This is a genomic window from Rhodanobacter soli, assembly GCF_039523495.1.
Taxonomy (GTDB): Bacteria; Pseudomonadota; Gammaproteobacteria; order Xanthomonadales; family Rhodanobacteraceae; genus Rhodanobacter; species Rhodanobacter soli.
Genome location: NZ_BAAAFK010000001.1, coordinates 2090937 through 2107131 on the forward strand (window position 1 = coordinate 2090937; position 16195 = coordinate 2107131).

Below are 16195 nucleotides of genomic sequence, written 5' to 3' on the forward strand. Positions count from 1 at the left end.
GGTTCCCCCAGGCGTTACCATGTCGGGAACCAGACCTGCGCGGTACGACCACCGGGCGCCACGAACCCGGCCATTGCATGATCCCGAAGCTGCCTCCCCTCGCCGACGTACTCGACCTGCTGCCCGACGCGGCCTGCGTCGTCGACACCGAGGGGAATCTCCTGTACGTCAGTTCGAGTTTCGAGCGCATCTTCGGCTACACCTCCGACGAAGTGCTTGGTCGGCGAATATTCGACCTGGTCCACCCCGACGACCGCGCGGCGACCATGCAGCAGGCCGAACAGGTGACGGACGGCGCGCTGCAGCGGCACTTTCGCAACCGCTACGTCCACAAGGACGGTCACAGCGTGGACATCCAGTGGTCGGCCCGCTGGCTGCCCGAGTACGGCGTGCGTATCGGGGTCGCCCACGAAGTGACCGAACTGCGCCGCGCCGAACGCGAGATCGAGTACCGCGCCAGCCACGACCCGCTGACCGGATTGCCCAACCGCCACCGCTTGCAGTGCGAACTGCGATACGCCATCGCGCACGCGACGCAGACCGGCGACGGCCTGGCCGTGCTCTACCTGGACCTCGACGGCTTCAAGGCGGTCAACGACCGGGGCGGGCACGACGCCGGCGACCTCCTGCTGCGCGAAGTCGCGCAGCGCCTGCAGCAAGGCCTGCGCAAGGGCGACCTGGTGGCCCGCGTCGGTGGCGACGAGTTTGTCGCGCTGCTGCCCGGTTGCCAGGACGCCGAGGCCGCCCGCGCCGTCGCCGACAGTCTGCGCGCCTGCCTGAGCCCTCCCTTCACCTTGCCCGACAGCTTGTTCCGGCTCGATGCCAGTATCGGCATCGCCTGTTTCCCGGCAGACGGAAGCGACCCGGACACCTTGCTGGCGCACGCCGACCGCGCGATGTATGCGGCCAAGCGCCAACAGCCACGGCGTGGTGACGCCGATCTGACGCACGACACCCCCGTGGACGCGTGACCTCCCGTCATCACGGGGCTCATTCATCGAACGACACGGGCGACAGACCACGTTCCGCGCGTGAAGAAAGGGCACTCTGCCCCCTGCTTCGCGATGCGCCGTGCGCGCCGATCGCGCCGAACCCGGGGCATGCAGGGTAAAATGGCGACACAGGTTCAGGGCATCCATGTCGGGTCGAGGTGGCTTCCAAACCCCCGCGCCGTGCAGCCATGTTCAAAACGAAATCCTCTCCACAGTCCATCCTGCGCAGCGCCGCCGTGCTGTTCGGGACCGCCGGACTGCTCAGCCTTCCCGCGCACGCAGACGACGACAGCTGGCGGGTGGCGGTCCGCGCCGAACAGGCGACGCCCGGCGGCTGGGTCCGCGTACGGGAAAACGCCATCCAGGGCACGCAGCTGCCCATTCGCGGCGGGCTGGGCGTCAACCACATGCAGACGATCCGGCTGGACGCCTGGAAGCCGCTTTCCGACGCCAGCGAGCTGCACCTCGGGTTTTCCACCAGCCGGCTGAACGGCCACACGCTGATCGACGCGCCGGTGTACTACAACGGCACCACCATCGCCCCCGGACGCCTGGACACCGTCACCCGTTTCCAGGATTTCATGGCGCTCGACGCGTCGTACTGGCACCGGCTGGCCGACTTCGGCAATGGCGGCCGCTTGTGGGGCAGCGTGGGCGCGACCTACGTGATGCTCAACTTCCGGCTCGACGGCAGCATCGCCGCCGACAGCATCGGCCACGAACTGAAGGAAGATTTCTACGTGCAGGAACTACCCGTGCCCACCGTGGGCCTGCACCTGCGCTATCCGTTGACCGATGCGCTGAAGCTCACGGCGGATGTCACGCTGGGGCGGCTGCCCTGGGTCAACAGCCTGCGTACCGAAGGGGGCGAGGTGCGTCTCGCGCAGACCAACGAGGAAGAGGCACTGGGCCTGGAGTACAGGTTCGCACCGCATTGGCAGGCGCTCGCCTACGTCGTCCATCGCTATCTCGGGCAGGACGAACGCAGCCGGGAAGACGGCAACGCGATCCACCTCAGCTCGAACGGCATCGGCGTCGGCATCGACCACCAGTTCTGAGTCTTCAAGGAAGCGCGCCGGTGTGGGCGACCTTTCCCCGGAGCGGAATGCGGGCCGCCCGCCTGAAACCAGAGTCAGAGTGCGGTTTGGCCCCTCTGTCCATGTCCGATGTCGATCGCGTCCGCTCTCGTTCGTCGTCCAGCTGAGGGGCGCCGTACCGGCTTCCCCGACCACCAAGGAGAACACCATGTCCTACATCGATGGTTTCGTAATCGCCGTACCCAACGCCAACCGCGACAAGTTCATCGGGCACGCCAATACCTTCGACGCCATTTTCCTGGAGTTCGGCGCCACACGGGTCGTGGAGTGTTGGGGCGACGACGTGCCCGACGGCAAACTCACCGACTTCCGCCGCGCCGTACAGGCAAAGTCGGACGAATCCGTGGCGTTCTCCTGGATCGAATGGCCCGACAAGGCCACCCGTGACGCCGGCATGGCGAAGATCATGAAGGACCCCCGCATGGATGCCGCCAGCGACATGCCGTTCGACGGCAAGCGCATGATCTTCGGCGGCTTCGTACCCGTGGTCAGCCTGCCGGCATAATCACGGTACGGGGCGGACGCGGTCAGCCGTTTCGTGCATCCCGCCAAACGGAGCACCGCATGCGCCTGCACATTCTGTCGGACCTGCATCTGGGTGTGCATGACATGCCGCCACCCGAGGTGGTGGCGGACGTGACGATCCTTGCCGGCGACATACGACGCCCGGCAACCGGCGCGATGCAGTGGGCGGCTGGCCTGGGTCGACCGGTGCTGTACGTCCCCGGCAACCACGAGTTCTACGGCGGCTCGATTCCCGACGTGCGCCGGGCGCTGGCCCAAAGCGCCCGCGAACACGGCGTCCATCTGCTGGATCAGGACACGCGGGTGATCGAGGGCGTGCGCTTCGTGGGCGCGACCCTGTGGACGGATTTCGAACTGTTCGGCGCCGGGCACAAGGACCTGGCGATGACGCTGTCGGCGAAGTTCATGCGTGACTTCGCCGCCATCCGCAACGCGGACAACAGCGTCTTCACCCCAACCGATGCCTGCTCGTTGTTTGCCGAACAATATGCATGGCTCGCCGCCGTGCTGGATGAACCCTTCGCCGGGCCCACCGTGGTCATCACCCATCACGCACCGACACCGCACAGCGTTCATCCGCGCTTTGCCGATTCGCCGGTCAGCGCCGCTTTCGTGTCCGACTGCACCGCGCTGATGGGCCGCGCCGTCCTGTGGATCCACGGCCACACCCACGACAGTTTCGACTACACGGTGAACGGCACCCGCGTGGTGTGCAACCCGCGCGGCTACAGCCCCAACGGGAAAAACGAGAACCCGCGTTTCGATCCGTGCCTGTGCATCGACGTGGCAGCAGGCACGTAAAAAACCGCGGCGTTCGGCAAGCGGAGCCCTCGCTTGCCGATACGTGAAAAGTTGCCAGGAACACTTGCTGCTCCGCGCCGAAGGCAGTGGTCCCGACACACTTTCGGGCGCAAGCGCGCCGCGCCATGTCGATCTGCATGCTCGTCATTCGTCGAAATAAAAGAAGCATCCTCGCCGCCCGAACCAGGAGAACCGAAATGACCAGCAAGAACACGATTTGCCTGTGGTATGACGGCACCGCGCTGGACGCCGCGACGTTCTACGCCCAGACCTTCCCGGACAGCGCCGTGGGCGCCGTCCATCGTGCGCCGGGCGACTATCCCTCCGGCAAGCAGGGCGATGTGCTGACGGTCGAGTTCACGGTCATGGGCATCCCGTGCCTGGGCTTGAACGGCGGGCCCGCGTTCCAGCACAGCGAGGCATTCTCGTTCCAGGTGGCCACCGACGACCAGGCCGAAACCGACCGCCTGTGGAATGCGATCATCGACCACGGCGGCCAAGCCAGCGAGTGCGGCTGGTGCAAGGACAAGTGGGGCCTGTCGTGGCAGATCACGCCGCGCGCCCTGATCGCCGCGGTCACCGACCCGGATCCCGCCGCCGCCAAGCGCGCGTTCGACGCCATGATGAAGATGACGAAAATCGACATCGCCGCGATCGAGGCCGCGCGGCGTGGCTGAAAGCCGCTCGCACTGGAAACGAGCTACCGGCTCTACCGCACAACCGTGCCGGTCGCATAGGCCGGATGGCCCATGCCGAGTGGCACGCTCCACGCGACGAAGGCCTGGATAACGTTGCAGCACCTGCGCTCCCGCACTCGGCTTGAAGGAAGTTCACCTTGGCTACCTCCGCAATGGAAACCTCGCCGCAGGCTTATGCACGCTTTGGCGGCCTGCTCTACCTGGTCATCATCTTTGCCGGCGCCATGGGCGAGTTGTTCGTGCGCGGCAAGCTGGTCGTGGCCGGTGATGCGGCGCAAACCGCCGGCCGGATCATGGCCTCCGAATCGCTGTGGCGACTCGGCATAGGCGGTGACCTGTTGATGCACGTGTGCGACGTCTTCGTGATGTGGGCGCTGTACGTCTTGCTGCGGCCGGTCAGTCGCAACCTGGCGCTGCTCAATCTTCTTCTGAACCTCATCCAGACCGCCGTGCTGGCCGTGAACAAACTGACCCTGCTGGTGCCGCTGCTTCTGCTGGGCAATAACGCCTACCTGAAAGCCATCGATACGGCCCAGCTGCAAGCGTGGTCCTACGCCGCCATCGAGCTGCACGAATATGGCTTCGGCGTGGGGCTGATCTTCTTTGGCTGCGTGTGTCTGGTGGAGGGCCATCTGATCCGCAAGTCCGGTTTCCTGCCACCGCTGCTGGGCGTGCTCATGCAGATCGCCGGACTGTGTTATCTCATCAACAGCGTCGCCCTGCTGCTCGCGCCCGAGTTCGAAGCGCGGCTGTTCCCGGCGATCCTCATGCCTTGCCTCGTGGCCGAACTTTCTCTCGCCCTGTGGCTGCTGGTGAAAGGCGTGAACGTCGACCACTGGAAGGAACGGGCATGGATGGCCCGCACACGCGCCCTTGAATGACACGGTTTCCATGGCGTCACGCCACCACCCGGAGCCTTCCCATGACCCCCACCATCACCGCCTTTGAAAGTTCGCCCGATCGCGGCCAGGGACTCGCGCGCGACATGCGCGTGCGCTGGGCGCTGGAAGAAGTGGGCCAGCCCTACGAGGTTCGCCTGGTGTCGTTACGCGCGATGAAGGAGCCCGCGCATCGGGCGCTGCATCCGTTCGGGCAGATTCCCACCTATGAAGAAGGCGACCTCGCCCTGTTCGAGTCGGGGGCCATCGTGTTGCACATCGCGGAGCACCATGCGGGTCTGCTGCCGGACGATACGAATGCCCGGGCGCGCGCGATCGCCTGGATGTTTGCGGCGCTCAACACGGTGGAGCCGCCGATCCTCGAGCTGCAAACCGCCAGGTTCCTGGAGGGCGACAAGCCCTGGGCCGAGCAGCGCCTGCCGCTCGTGAAGGATCGCATCCGCAAGCGGCTGGGCGAACTTTCCGATCGTCTTGGCGCGGCCGACTGGCTCGATGGTGCGTTCAGCGCGGGCGACCTGATGATGGTACACGCGCTGCTCCGGCTGAAGCCATCGGGCCTGCTGGACGAATACCCGAACCTCGCCGCCTACGCCGCCCGCGGCGAAGCGCGACCTGCGTTCCAGCGTGCCTTCGCCGCTCAACTGGCAGTGTTCACTGGCGGGCATCCGACTGTCTGACAGGCCGCCGAGGTTTCCGGCCGAAGTCCGGCCAGCGGATTTCAAATATTCGTTCGTCCATGTCGAAAGCGTCGAATGCCGTTCGTCGAATGGAAGGCAGCATGCATGCCCTGCCCCTCCAACCCGCCAAAGGATCTCCGCCGTGCCCCGAATGATCTTTGTGAACCTTCCTGTCGGCAATCTCGACGCGTCCATCAACTTCTACAAAGCCATCGGCTTCGACAACAACGCCCAATTCAGCGACGAAACGGCGGCGTGCATGGTGTGGAGCGAAGCCATCCACGTCATGCTGCTCACGCATGCCAAGTGGCGCACTTTCACGGATCGCCCGATCCCGCCCGCAGGCTCCAGCGAAGTCGCGCTGGCGATCTCGCTTCCCGATCGCGCAGCAGTCGACGCCATGAACGCGGCGGCGGCAGCGAACGGCGGGACAGCCGACATCAATCCCGTGCAGGACCTCGGCTTCATGTACAGCCGCAGCCTGGCCGACCCCGACGGGCATGTATGGGAACCCTTCTGGATGGACCCGGCCGCGATTCCCCCGGGCGATCAGCCGGGCTGAACCAGCCGACATTCCAGCCAAACGGCGAAACCGAAACCCGGGGTCGGCGCCGGCGTCCGCAAACCCGGCTTTCACAAAACCCGGGTCAGAGTCGATTTCCCAGAGCAAAGCGTTCAAAGAAAGCGCACCCTGACTCTGGGGGAACCTCTGGGGAAGTCGGAGGGCGTGCCATGGTTGAGTGGATCGAATACGCCAAGATAGCCGGTGCCTTCGTCGGCGCGCTGGGCGTCGCCACGCTGGCCAAGCTGTACCACGACAAGGTGGTGGCCGGAAAAGACACCGAGCTGAAGATCAAGGATGCCGAACTGGCTCGCGTGCGAGCCGACCTGGACAAGGCTGAGGCGCGTGCGCAGAGTGCCGAGCAGGACGCGGTGCCGGCGCATCGCGACCTGACCCGGCTGCGCAGCCAGCTTGGCGAGCTGCTGGAACGGCTGGCGCAGGCCATGCAGGTGCAGGCAGCCTCGCTGTACATCCCTCTGTTCAACGCCGGCGACGAGCGCGGCAGCGCGCCGCGCAGCTTCGCTTTCGTCGCGGCATGGAATATCGACCCTGCCGCCACGGCGGCGATCCTGAAAATGAAGCTGGTCGAATCGTGGACCGTGGTGGGCGAGTGCTGGGACAAGGGCACGCCGATCACCGTCAACAATCTGCAGGGCAATGTCCGCCACGTGCCGTCGTACGACAAGCAGTCCGGCTTCGTGCCGGTCAGCACGCTGGTGTCGCCGGTGCGCTGGCAGGGCCGGCCGGTGGGCGTGGCGCAGTTCTTCAACAAGACCGTGCCCGGCCGCAGCTATGAAGTCGACGAACAAGGCTTCGGCGGCGAGGACCGGCGGCTGCTGGCCGAGGCACTGCAGGAAGTCAACGACACCGGTCTGGCGGGCAAGCTGCACTACTTCCAGTCCAGCCCGGACGCGCTGCGCTTCCTCGGCCTGCAGGGCGAGCTGGATCTGGAAAACGCGGTGATCATGTATGTGGACCTGACCCGGTCCTCGACGCTGTATCGCGAGATGCCGCTGATCGAGGTGGCGCGCCTGATCAACCGCTTCAGCCGCAACATCTACAAGCGGGCAAATCCGTTCGGCGGTGTGCTCGAGAAATTCAACGGCGACGGTGCGCTGATCCGCTTCCACTACGACGAGGCCGACACGCGCACGCCACTGGGCAACCCGGCGCTGCGGGCGATGTGCGTTGCCGCCGAACTGGTCGACGAATTCCGCAGCTTCAAGTCATCGCACTGGCACGGCGTGGCGCAGGATCTCGCCGATTCGATCAAGCTGCGCGTCACCATCGCCCTGGGGCCGGTGATCTCGACCACGATGGGGCCACAGCAATTCCAGCTGCCGACGGTGATGGGCCAGTGCGTGAACCGTTCGGCCAAAATGAGCGCCTACGCACCGCGCGACCGCGACGTGGTGCTGGTCGACGACAACGTCGGCCGCGCGCTGGAGCAGATCGATCCGGGCTACCCCGCCGCGCTCACCGATTTCGACCAGTGGGTCGACCCCAGTGCCAGTCAGGCAGCCAGCCTGGCCGGCCATCGCTATTTCGAAGTCGAGCTGGAGCCGTTCCGGCGCGCAGCGGCCACGCGCCGGATGCCCTGAGCGCGCTGCAAGCGCCAGGTGCCGGGTGCGAGTGGTCCGGCGGCTTGCACTGCCCGTATTCGACACCCTGCGTCGCAGGAAGCCGGCGCAGCTGCGCCTGCGCGAGTGGCTCTGACCCGGCTCGCTGCACATCTCTATACTTGCAAACCGTCATCACCCGGCCAGTGCCTCGCCCATGCCACGCTTACGCCTTGCCGAACCCCTCGTGATGCTGGCTACGGTGGTGCAGTGGCTGGTGCTGTCGATGCTGACCGGCGCCGTGGTCGGCGTGGGCTGCAGCCTCTTTCTCCGCTTCCTGTTCGCCACCGAGGGCCGCGTTTACGCGGTGCCGCTGTGGTGGCAGATGAGCCTGTTGATGCTCGGTGGGCTCGCCAACGGCCTGCTGCTGCATTACGGCTATCGACTGAGCCGCAGCGGCTTCAGCGACTCGCCGATCATTGCGGTGAACGAGCAACGCGGCAAGATGCCGTTTCGGACCATGTGGGTGAAGCCGGTCGCCGCGCTGATCACCCTGGGCTGCGGCGGCTCGGCCGGCAAGGAAGGGCCGTGCTCGCACATCGGCGCCAGTCTCGCCGCCGGTATCGGCCGGGTGCTGCATCTGAACCCCGAGCTGCGCAAGCGGCTGCTGGCATGCGGGGTCAGCGCCGGGTTCGCCAGCGTGTTCGGTACCCCGATCGCCGGCGCCATCTACGGCGTGGAGGTGCTGGCGATCGGCCGCATCCGCCACGACTTCCTGTTCCCCGGCATCGTGGCCGGCGTCACCGCATTCCAGGTCAGCAAATACCTGGGCGTGCCCTACCCCCACTACCACATCGCCTTCGTCAGCGACTTCACCGAGCTGCTGTTCTTGAAGACCGTGCTGATCGGCATCCTGTGCGGCGCGGCGGCGTGGGTGTTCGTCGAGCTGCTGCAGCAGGCCAAGCGCTTGTTTGGACGTCTGCGCGATCGCTACGCGCTGTGGCCGCCACTGGTACCGCTGCTGGGCGGCGTGGTGCTGGCGCTGCTGATCATGGTCGTGCCGTCCGACTACCTCGGCCTGAGCCTGCCGATCATGGAGCGTGCCCTGCACGGCGAGACGATGCCGTACCTCGGCTTCCTCTGGAAGGCCCTGCTGGTCGCGATCACGCTGGGCTCGGGCTTCTACGGCGGCATCGTGACCCCGCAGTTCGTGATCGGCGCGGTGCTGGGCGGCGCATTTGCACATCTGCTGGGGCTGGCGCCGGCGTTGGGCGCGGCGGTGGGACTGGTGGCCGTGGTCGCCTCGGCCTCCAACGCGCCGATTGCCGCCATCCTGATGGGCATCGAGCTGTTCGGCGCCGACTCGACGCTGTACGTGGCCGGCGCCTGCGTCGCTGCCTACCTCATCATCGGCCACCGCAGCGTGTACCCCGGCCAGCAGATCGCCTTCAGCAAATCATCGTGGATCTTCGCCCATACCGATCTGCCGGTCGGCCAGGAAAAGATCCGCCTGTCGTACGGTTTGCTGCGCTGGTGGAGCGCGCGCCGGCGTGGACTTTCAAGGCCCAAGGCGCCGGGCAACGACAAACCGTAGTGAGCTGCCACGCGTGGAGCGCGGCCATGCGCCGGAAACGGGGTCGGGAACGGGGTCAGGTTCACTTCCGAATGGCGAAATGGCGATCCCGTTTTGTTTTCGTCCTCAGGGACGGCTGAAAACGGCACCATGCGGCACGGCGCTCCCTTGCCAGCCGTCGGGCCAGGTGCGCGTGAAATCGATCGTTTCCGGTTCGAGCGTCAGGGCGCCGGTGTGGCGATCGATCCTGGCGAAGCGGACTTTGGTGGCAAGCGCGCCATAGCCCGTGATCGCCAGGCGATCGCCGCCCGGCTCCATCCCGATCCAGTGCGGATATTCATCCGGTGGCAGCAGGATGCGGCTGACTTCGTGCGGATGCTCCGGATCGCGCACGTCCAGGCTGGCGATGACGTGCCCGCTCTGCATGGTTTCCACCAGGAAATTGCCGGCCACGATCGGCACTTCGCACGTGCGGTAGCCGAAGTCGTAGACATGCTGCAGGCTCGGCTTGTCACTTGCCAGGTTCTTGAGCAGGAACAAGCCGCAGTTGAACGTCGGAACCAGGACCGTGTGGCCGTCGGCAAGCACGCGCGGCTCCGACGAATCGGCCGCCGTGTCGTAAATCCCGTCGGATTCCGGCGGCAGTCGCAGGGTCTGGATCAGTTTCAGGTCGGCGAGCCGCCAGATCTGAACCACATGGCTCACCTGCGCCGCCATCATGTCGGCACTGCTGGTGACCACCCGATCTGCCTGCTCGACCACCGCCAAGCTGTAGGGGCGGATGTCCGGATAACCGGCCGCCTCGGCCGAGGCGGTCCGCACGACCCGACCCTGTGGATCGAACTCCACCAGCCCTCCCGCCGCATGGTTGAACCCGCCCGCATACTGAAAGGTTGCCAGCGTGTTGCCATTGGCAAGATGGGCAAACGAGTGCGGATAACCGAGTGCTCCGACGCTGCCGAATGTCCGCGCCAGTCGCGGATGCAATGGCTTGCGAAGGTCGAAAACGTAGGTGCTGTTCCCGAGCCAGTCGTTGGCATACAGCATGTCGTCGGGCGGTTCCGCATAGTTCGTATGGTGAGCCATCGCCGCCGGGCCAGCGGGCACCATCGCGACGAGCTTCCCGAACGACGGGCCCGGCCGCACATCAAAGACCGCAAGGAAATCCCTGCCCAACCCCATTGCCGTGCGCCGCGCGGCCAGATCGGTGGGCTTCAGGGCCATCGTGTCCGCTTGCGGATGACGGGCCTCCATCGCCCACACGAACAAATAATCGCTGGAACCCGGCGCAGCTTTCGCGGCCCATGGGAGCGCAACAATCAGAAGCAGCAAGTAGCGGAACATCGCCCTCTTCATGGCCTGTCTCCCCGCGCAATTTCCGGCGAGGTTACATCATGGAACAGGCAGCAAGAATGGTGGCAGGGATCCTTTGAGTAACCGAGGGAGGCGGATCAAGAATTGTCCCTGACACTTGTCCGCCGCACTATTTTTGCTTCTCGCAGGAAGCCGTTGTCGACTGTTGCCGCCAGTGCAACATGCTGAGGACCTTCACGGTACTACCGGCGTGAGCTCCCCTGACTAGACTTGATCGCACGATCAGTCGAAAACGCGAGCACAACGCAGCGCGCGACATTCGCGGTCGTGCTCGTGCCCCGCGCCGCGCCACGCGGCCTACCCCACGCAACCCACAGGACTCCTGAAAATGAGCGCTGCAGCCCGCAACGTGCAACCGGTTACCGCCAACATTGGCAAAGACGATTCCGGCGAACTCGTGTCTTCCCGCTACGCCGTGCGCATCGGCGACCTCGATGTCGTGCTGATCAGCGATGGCATCCTGCCACTGCCGACCTCCACCATGTCCACCAACGTAAGCGAAGCCGACCGCAACAAATGGTTCGACCATCGGTTCCTGCAACGTGACATGTTCGACTGGGCGCTGAATATCGCGCTGGTACGCAGCGGCGACCGCCTGATCCTGATCGACTCGGGTGTGGGCGACGGTTTCGAGTACTTCTCGCGTGCCGGTCGCTCGGTGCTGCGGCTGGAAACTGCCGGCATCGATCTCGCGGCGATCACCGACATCGTGGTCACGCACATGCACATGGATCACGTTGGCGGGCTGAACGTGGATGGCGTCAAGGCCAAACTGCGCCCGGACGTGCGTATCCACGTGGCCGCGGCGGAAGTGGAGTTCTGGAAGCACCCGGATTTCAGCCGGACGGTAATGCCGGAAGCGGTGCCACCCGCGCTCCGCAAGGCGGCTGCCAGGTTCGTGGAGCTGTACAGCGACAACATCGTACCGTTCGATCGGATCGTGGAAGTCGCCGCAGGCGTCACCGCGCGCGTGACCGGCGGCCACACGCCGGGACACTGCGTCGTGGACGTTGCTTCACAAAGCGAAAAGTTGACGTTCGTCGGCGACATGATTTTCGAAGTGGGCTTCGATCATCCCACATGGCAAAACGGCTTCGAGCACGAGCCTGAAGTGGCGACGGCCGCGCGCATCGCGCTGCTCAACGAAGCCGCTGAAACCGGCTCGCTGCTGGCCGCAGCGCACATCGCGTTCCCATCCATCGGTCACGTTGCAAAGAACGGTGAGAGCTTCCGTTTCGTGCCGGTACAGTGGGATTACTGATGGATTTTCGACCAGCGACCATCGTCCTGTAGGTTGCACTGACGATTGGAACGGGCCGCCGCGAGTTCGCAAGACTCGCGGCGATTTGTTCTTCGGAAACAGAAACGAACGGGGCCAGATTGAGATGGCCCTGTTCGGCGGAGTAATCTGGCAAGGTTGGCGTTCGGCGCTCCTTCCGTACCAGACTTGTCCAATTCCGCTCAGGGGAATGCCATGAAGCACGCAAGGGTTGTGTTCCTCAGCGCCTGTCTTGCGCTCGCCGTTGGATCTGTCCGCGCCGGGATGCCGCCGGTTCCGGGTACGCCTCAGCATCCGCCAGTGGCAGCGGCCCACGCGCCTGATCGCGCATCCATGCAGACCATGCAGATCCCCAGCCATGGGGAGCTGATGAACGCATTGGTGTACATCGCCGCGGGTGCGGGTCCCCATCCGGTGGTGATCCTGCTGCACGGGTTTCCCGGCAACGAGCGCAACCTCGATCTGGCGCAGGACATGCGACGCGCCGGTTGGGATGTCCTGTACTTCAATTACCGCGGTTCGTGGGGCACGCCGGGCGACTTCTCGTTCGCGCACAGCATCGAGGATACCGGGGCCGCCATCGCCTACCTGCGCCAGCCGGAGGTAGCCCGGTCGTTGCGACTGGATCCAAACCGCATCGTGCTGATCGGCCACAGCATGGGCGGCTTCATGACCGTCGAGGCCGCTGCGGCGGATCCCGCGATCAAGGCCTTCGCCACCATTTCGGCCGCCGACATGTCCGGGCGCATGCAAGCCATGCTGGCGATGGAAAAGCGCTCCGACGCGATCGCCGCCATGGCCCACGGACTGGCCGAAGAAGGCATGGCGCCGCTGGCGGGATGCACACCAGACGGGCTGGCCAGGGAGCTGGCGGACCACGCCATGAGCTGGCCGTTCCTGGACAAGGTGGATGCGCTGAAAAACCGCAACGCGCTGATCCTCACGGCCGACGACGGCCTCACCCGGGAGAACAACGCCTTCGCCGCTGCCTTGCGCAACGCTGGCGACACGCACGTGACCACCCGGCATTTCGCCACCGACCACGCCTATTCGGACAAGCGCATCGAGCTGTCACACGCGGTGCTGGCGTGGCTGGCGGGGCTGCCGAAATAAAACCGGGGTCAGAGTGAGATGGCCTGGCTTTGACGGACATCTTTGAACGGGGACAATTTGACGACGCCTGTTGCCGCCCCGAAATTGTCCCTGACACCTTTTCGGACTGAAAGTGGATCAGGTCGCGTTCTTATAGGCGGAGCGTTACGCGAGCATCCAACCCACGGCGGCCTGGCAGTGGAGTTCGGTTGTGTCGACGCGCGGGATGTCTGGCGCGTCCTCTGCGCGCAGCAGCATGCCAAACTCGGTACAGCCGAGGATCACCGCCTGCGCGCCCGCGGCGTGCATCCGGCGCATGATCGTGATGAAACGTTCGCGCGATGCCGGTTCAATGCGCCCCTTCACCAGCTCATCGAAGATGATTTGGTGTAGCGCGTCTTGTTCTTCCGATGTCGGCACGCTGATGGACAGGCCGTGGCGTTCCAGCCGTTCGCGGTAGAACGGCTGGGCCATGGTGAAGCGGGTGCCGAGCAACGCGGCGCTGCGGTGGCCGTCGGCCAGCAAGGCGTGGGCGGTGATGTCGGCAAGGTGCAGCACCGGAACGCTGACAGCCGCCTCGACCGCAGGCGCCACCCGATGCATCGTGTTGGCGCAGATCAACAGGCCTTCGGCCCCGGCGTGTTCCAGCCGGCGCGCGGCACCTGCGAGGATGCGGCCGGCCGCATCCCAGTCATCGGCGTGTTGCAGGCGCGCGATCTCGGCGAACTCGACACTCCACAGCAACAACCTGGCCGAGTGCAGGCCGCCCAGGCGTGCGGCAACCAGCTCGTTGATGCGCTGGTAGTAGTGCATGGTGGATTCCCAGCTCATGCCACCGATCAGCCCGATAGTTTTCATGCCGTGCAACGCCCAGTGGATTAGCGGGAATTCTCGCACAAGGTAAAACAGCGGTCAGAGTCGACTTTCCAGCAGGTCTTCGGTTTCGATGGCGGTCTTTTCCGCCGGCCGATCTTCTTTGGCCCGAGTTTCCGCCCCACTTGCCGTTTGATCGCAAGGCGGAAGCGTAGATGCGGAAAAGAGGGCTGACCGAACGGGGTCAGACCGAACGGGGTCAGGTTCACTTATCACTGGTCAGAAAGTGAACCTGACCCCGCTTTGCACATGACACGTCTTTTATCCGACCCGACTGAAAGTGCACTCTGACTCCCTGTTTCTGCTGACACCTTTTCTGCATCAGTTCGTTCCTCCATGTATCCGGCAAGGTACAAGAACAGGTAGTCATGTCGACTTCCTAAGCGCCTGCAACGCGAAAGTGCACTCTGACCCGGGTTTTTGCCCTCGGGGGTCATGGATCCAGCGAATCCCGGGACAAGGCCGGGTTCACTTCCACGCCTTTAACCAGGTGAATCCGACCCACTCCGATTCGAAAAGACACGCACTTATTCCTCACAAGAGGATTATTTGTTGACTTGATAAGAATTCAGGATCAAGATGCAAAAAACAGGAGGGATTTGCATTGAACGACTCTACTGAGCCCAAAAAAGATGGCCCGCTCAAAGCCGCCATGTCTGTAGTTTTGAAAGCTAACAATGTAGTGGTCGCTGAAGTAGAAGACCCAATGCTTTGGAACGAGGTGTTTGCTGCAATCAGTTCCGGATCGTCGCGCCTTACTAAGCCAGCAACGCTGCAAGCTCAACCAACCCTGCCCGCAGCGTTGCTTCCTTCAGCTGACCCTGCTGTCGCAGCAGTACTGGCCAATACACCCGCAATCGAACCTATCAATAAGCTTGCCAAAGAGCTGGGTGTTGAAGTTGAAATCCTAGCCGCGGCATGCGATCCGACTTCTACAGATCCCTATCTGCTACTTGACCTGCATCATTGGGAAAAGATGAAGAAGGAATTGCCGGCTCGTGGACCCCGCGCGATGCCGCCTATTGTCCTAACAGCGACACTGCTGTGCTTGTGGAACCGCCATGCGGCTTTCGGCTCCGTGACACAAGCTACAAGCCAAAACGTACTTGGGCAGATTAGCCTCCGCGACAACAACCCTGGCCGAGGATTGGCCGGTTGTGACTGGTTACAGCAGAGGCCTGGTGGGATTATTGTGCTTAATCCTGCAAAGGTCTCAAAGGCAATGTGTGTTGCAACATGTTTCTGCAGCCAAGACTGGAGTACATGGAAATCCTATGACTGAATCAATAAGCCCTGGGGCATTTCTTGAGCGAGTCGACGCGCATTGCTTCAAACAGCTAGATCGAGCCATAGCGCTCCTTTGGCTAGTCGGGCGAAGTAATCAAACACTTGGCTACTCGGCTCGCGATATTGCACGGATTTTGCGTGAGGCTGGACATCCAGAACAGAACGTTTCTAGATTAGATAGCGCACTCTCTGCGGACAAACGAACTGCAGCAGCCAAAGCGGAGGGGTGGGCATTGCGACCCGCTGCACGTCGAGAACTTGATTCGACTTTTGCCCCACTTCTTGGACCAACCTCGCTTCCGGAAAGCGACAGCGTAATACCTATGGCATTGGTGAAGAGTACTCGCGGATACATCGAGAAGGTTGGTGAGCAGATCAACAAGAGCTATGACGGCCAGCTTTTTGATTGCTGTGCAGTCATGTGTAGACGCCTGCTTGAGACGCTGATCATTGAAGTCTATGAAAAAAATGGGCGCGATGTAGAAATCAGAAATGGCAGACACTACGTAGGCTTGAGTGATCTCATCGTCCATCTGGAGAAAGACAGTTCAATCTATCTGAGCAAGCCTGCGATGACCGCCCTGAAAAACTTCAAGAACCTTGGAGATCTTTCTGCTCATAACCGCCACTACAATGCACGCCATGGTGATCTTGAGCCTCAGCGCACAGGCATCAGGCTCGTAGTTGAGGAGCTTCTGTACCGAGCCGGATTACACCCGTCTGCAGCAACGACTGCTTAAGGTAGAAAATAACTTGTCCAGCTTTAAATACCCAAGCTTTCTGCAGTTCAATGACAGCTCTGCATTTGATGCACTCTTGACCCCGGGAACGATCGCGACTAACTCGGGAATTTACAGATGTGCAATATGTGGTGACGAAGTAGCTGTAAATAAAAACACGCCACTTC

Annotated in this window: 16 protein-coding genes; 14 read left to right on the plus strand and 2 right to left on the minus strand. The window is 63.4% G+C overall.

Annotated features, from left to right (window positions below):
- Window positions 1-77 precede the first annotated feature (77 nt).
- The 10 genes from ABD024_RS09515 to ABD024_RS09560 all read left to right on the plus strand — a co-directional run bounded on the left by ABD024_RS09515 (window position 78) and on the right by ABD024_RS09560 (window position 9404).
- Window positions 78-971, plus strand: a complete 894-nt coding sequence (locus ABD024_RS09515; protein ID WP_343851957.1) for a diguanylate cyclase domain-containing protein — start codon at window positions 78-80, stop codon at window positions 969-971.
- Window positions 972-1180: 209 nt separating this feature from the next.
- Window positions 1181-2050, plus strand: a complete 870-nt coding sequence (locus ABD024_RS09520; RefSeq protein ID WP_343851959.1) for a hypothetical protein — start codon at window positions 1181-1183, stop codon at window positions 2048-2050.
- A 187-nt stretch (window positions 2051-2237) separates the two neighbouring features.
- The gene (locus tag ABD024_RS09525) at window positions 2238-2594 is read left to right on the plus strand and encodes a DUF1428 domain-containing protein (protein ID WP_343851961.1); all 357 of its coding nucleotides are present in this window, start codon (window positions 2238-2240) and stop codon (window positions 2592-2594) included.
- Between the two features lie 59 nt (window positions 2595-2653).
- Window positions 2654-3415, plus strand: coding sequence for a metallophosphoesterase (locus ABD024_RS09530; RefSeq protein WP_343851964.1), 762 nt, complete (start codon window positions 2654-2656; stop codon window positions 3413-3415).
- Between the two features lie 197 nt (window positions 3416-3612).
- Window positions 3613-4092 carry a VOC family protein gene (locus ABD024_RS09535; RefSeq protein ID WP_343854600.1) on the plus strand — a complete coding sequence of 160 codons (480 nt, stop codon included), beginning with the start codon at window positions 3613-3615 and terminating at the stop codon, window positions 4090-4092.
- Window positions 4093-4250: 158 nt separating this feature from the next.
- Window positions 4251-4994: a DUF4386 domain-containing protein gene (locus tag ABD024_RS09540; RefSeq protein ID WP_343851966.1), complete on the plus strand. Its 744-nt coding sequence runs from the start codon at window positions 4251-4253 to the stop codon at window positions 4992-4994.
- A gap of 41 nt (window positions 4995-5035) precedes the next feature.
- Window positions 5036-5689 carry a glutathione S-transferase family protein gene (locus tag ABD024_RS09545; RefSeq protein WP_343851968.1) on the plus strand — a complete coding sequence of 218 codons (654 nt, stop codon included), beginning with the start codon at window positions 5036-5038 and terminating at the stop codon, window positions 5687-5689.
- A 151-nt stretch (window positions 5690-5840) separates the two neighbouring features.
- Window positions 5841-6251 carry a VOC family protein gene (locus tag ABD024_RS09550; RefSeq protein WP_343854605.1) on the plus strand — a complete coding sequence of 137 codons (411 nt, stop codon included), beginning with the start codon at window positions 5841-5843 and terminating at the stop codon, window positions 6249-6251.
- 170 nt (window positions 6252-6421) lie between these two features.
- Window positions 6422-7852, plus strand: coding sequence for an adenylate/guanylate cyclase domain-containing protein (locus ABD024_RS09555; RefSeq protein WP_343851970.1), 1431 nt, complete (start codon window positions 6422-6424; stop codon window positions 7850-7852).
- A 175-nt stretch (window positions 7853-8027) separates the two neighbouring features.
- On the plus strand, window positions 8028-9404 hold the full coding sequence (locus ABD024_RS09560) for a chloride channel protein (RefSeq protein WP_343851972.1): 1377 nt from the start codon (window positions 8028-8030) through the stop codon (window positions 9402-9404).
- Between the two features lie 105 nt (window positions 9405-9509).
- Here the strand turns inward: ABD024_RS09560 and ABD024_RS09565 are convergent, their stop codons facing one another.
- Entirely contained in the window at window positions 9510-10727 is a 1218-nt protein-coding gene (locus tag ABD024_RS09565) for a YncE family protein (protein WP_343851974.1), read from the minus strand.
- A gap of 358 nt (window positions 10728-11085) precedes the next feature.
- On the opposite strand from ABD024_RS09565, the gene ABD024_RS09570 reads away from it, so the two are divergent.
- Both ABD024_RS09570 and ABD024_RS09575 read left to right on the plus strand, forming a co-directional pair.
- The gene (locus tag ABD024_RS09570) at window positions 11086-12018 is read left to right on the plus strand and encodes an MBL fold metallo-hydrolase (RefSeq protein WP_343851976.1); all 933 of its coding nucleotides are present in this window, start codon (window positions 11086-11088) and stop codon (window positions 12016-12018) included.
- Window positions 12019-12174: 156 nt separating this feature from the next.
- Window positions 12175-13149 carry an alpha/beta fold hydrolase gene (locus tag ABD024_RS09575; protein WP_343851978.1) on the plus strand — a complete coding sequence of 325 codons (975 nt, stop codon included), beginning with the start codon at window positions 12175-12177 and terminating at the stop codon, window positions 13147-13149.
- Window positions 13150-13293: 144 nt separating this feature from the next.
- On the opposite strand, the gene ABD024_RS09580 is transcribed toward ABD024_RS09575, so the two are convergent.
- Entirely contained in the window at window positions 13294-13986 is a 693-nt protein-coding gene (locus tag ABD024_RS09580; protein ID WP_343851980.1) for an aspartate/glutamate racemase family protein, read from the minus strand.
- 619 nt (window positions 13987-14605) lie between these two features.
- On the opposite strand from ABD024_RS09580, the gene ABD024_RS09585 reads away from it, so the two are divergent.
- Both ABD024_RS09585 and ABD024_RS09590 read left to right on the plus strand, forming a co-directional pair.
- On the plus strand, window positions 14606-15283 hold the full coding sequence (locus ABD024_RS09585; protein WP_343851982.1) for a hypothetical protein: 678 nt from the start codon (window positions 14606-14608) through the stop codon (window positions 15281-15283).
- Window positions 15276-16028, plus strand: a complete 753-nt coding sequence (locus ABD024_RS09590) for a hypothetical protein (protein WP_343851984.1) — start codon at window positions 15276-15278, stop codon at window positions 16026-16028. Before ABD024_RS09585 ends, ABD024_RS09590 begins: the two co-directional genes overlap by 8 nt.
- The last annotated feature ends 167 nt before the right edge of the window (window positions 16029-16195 follow it).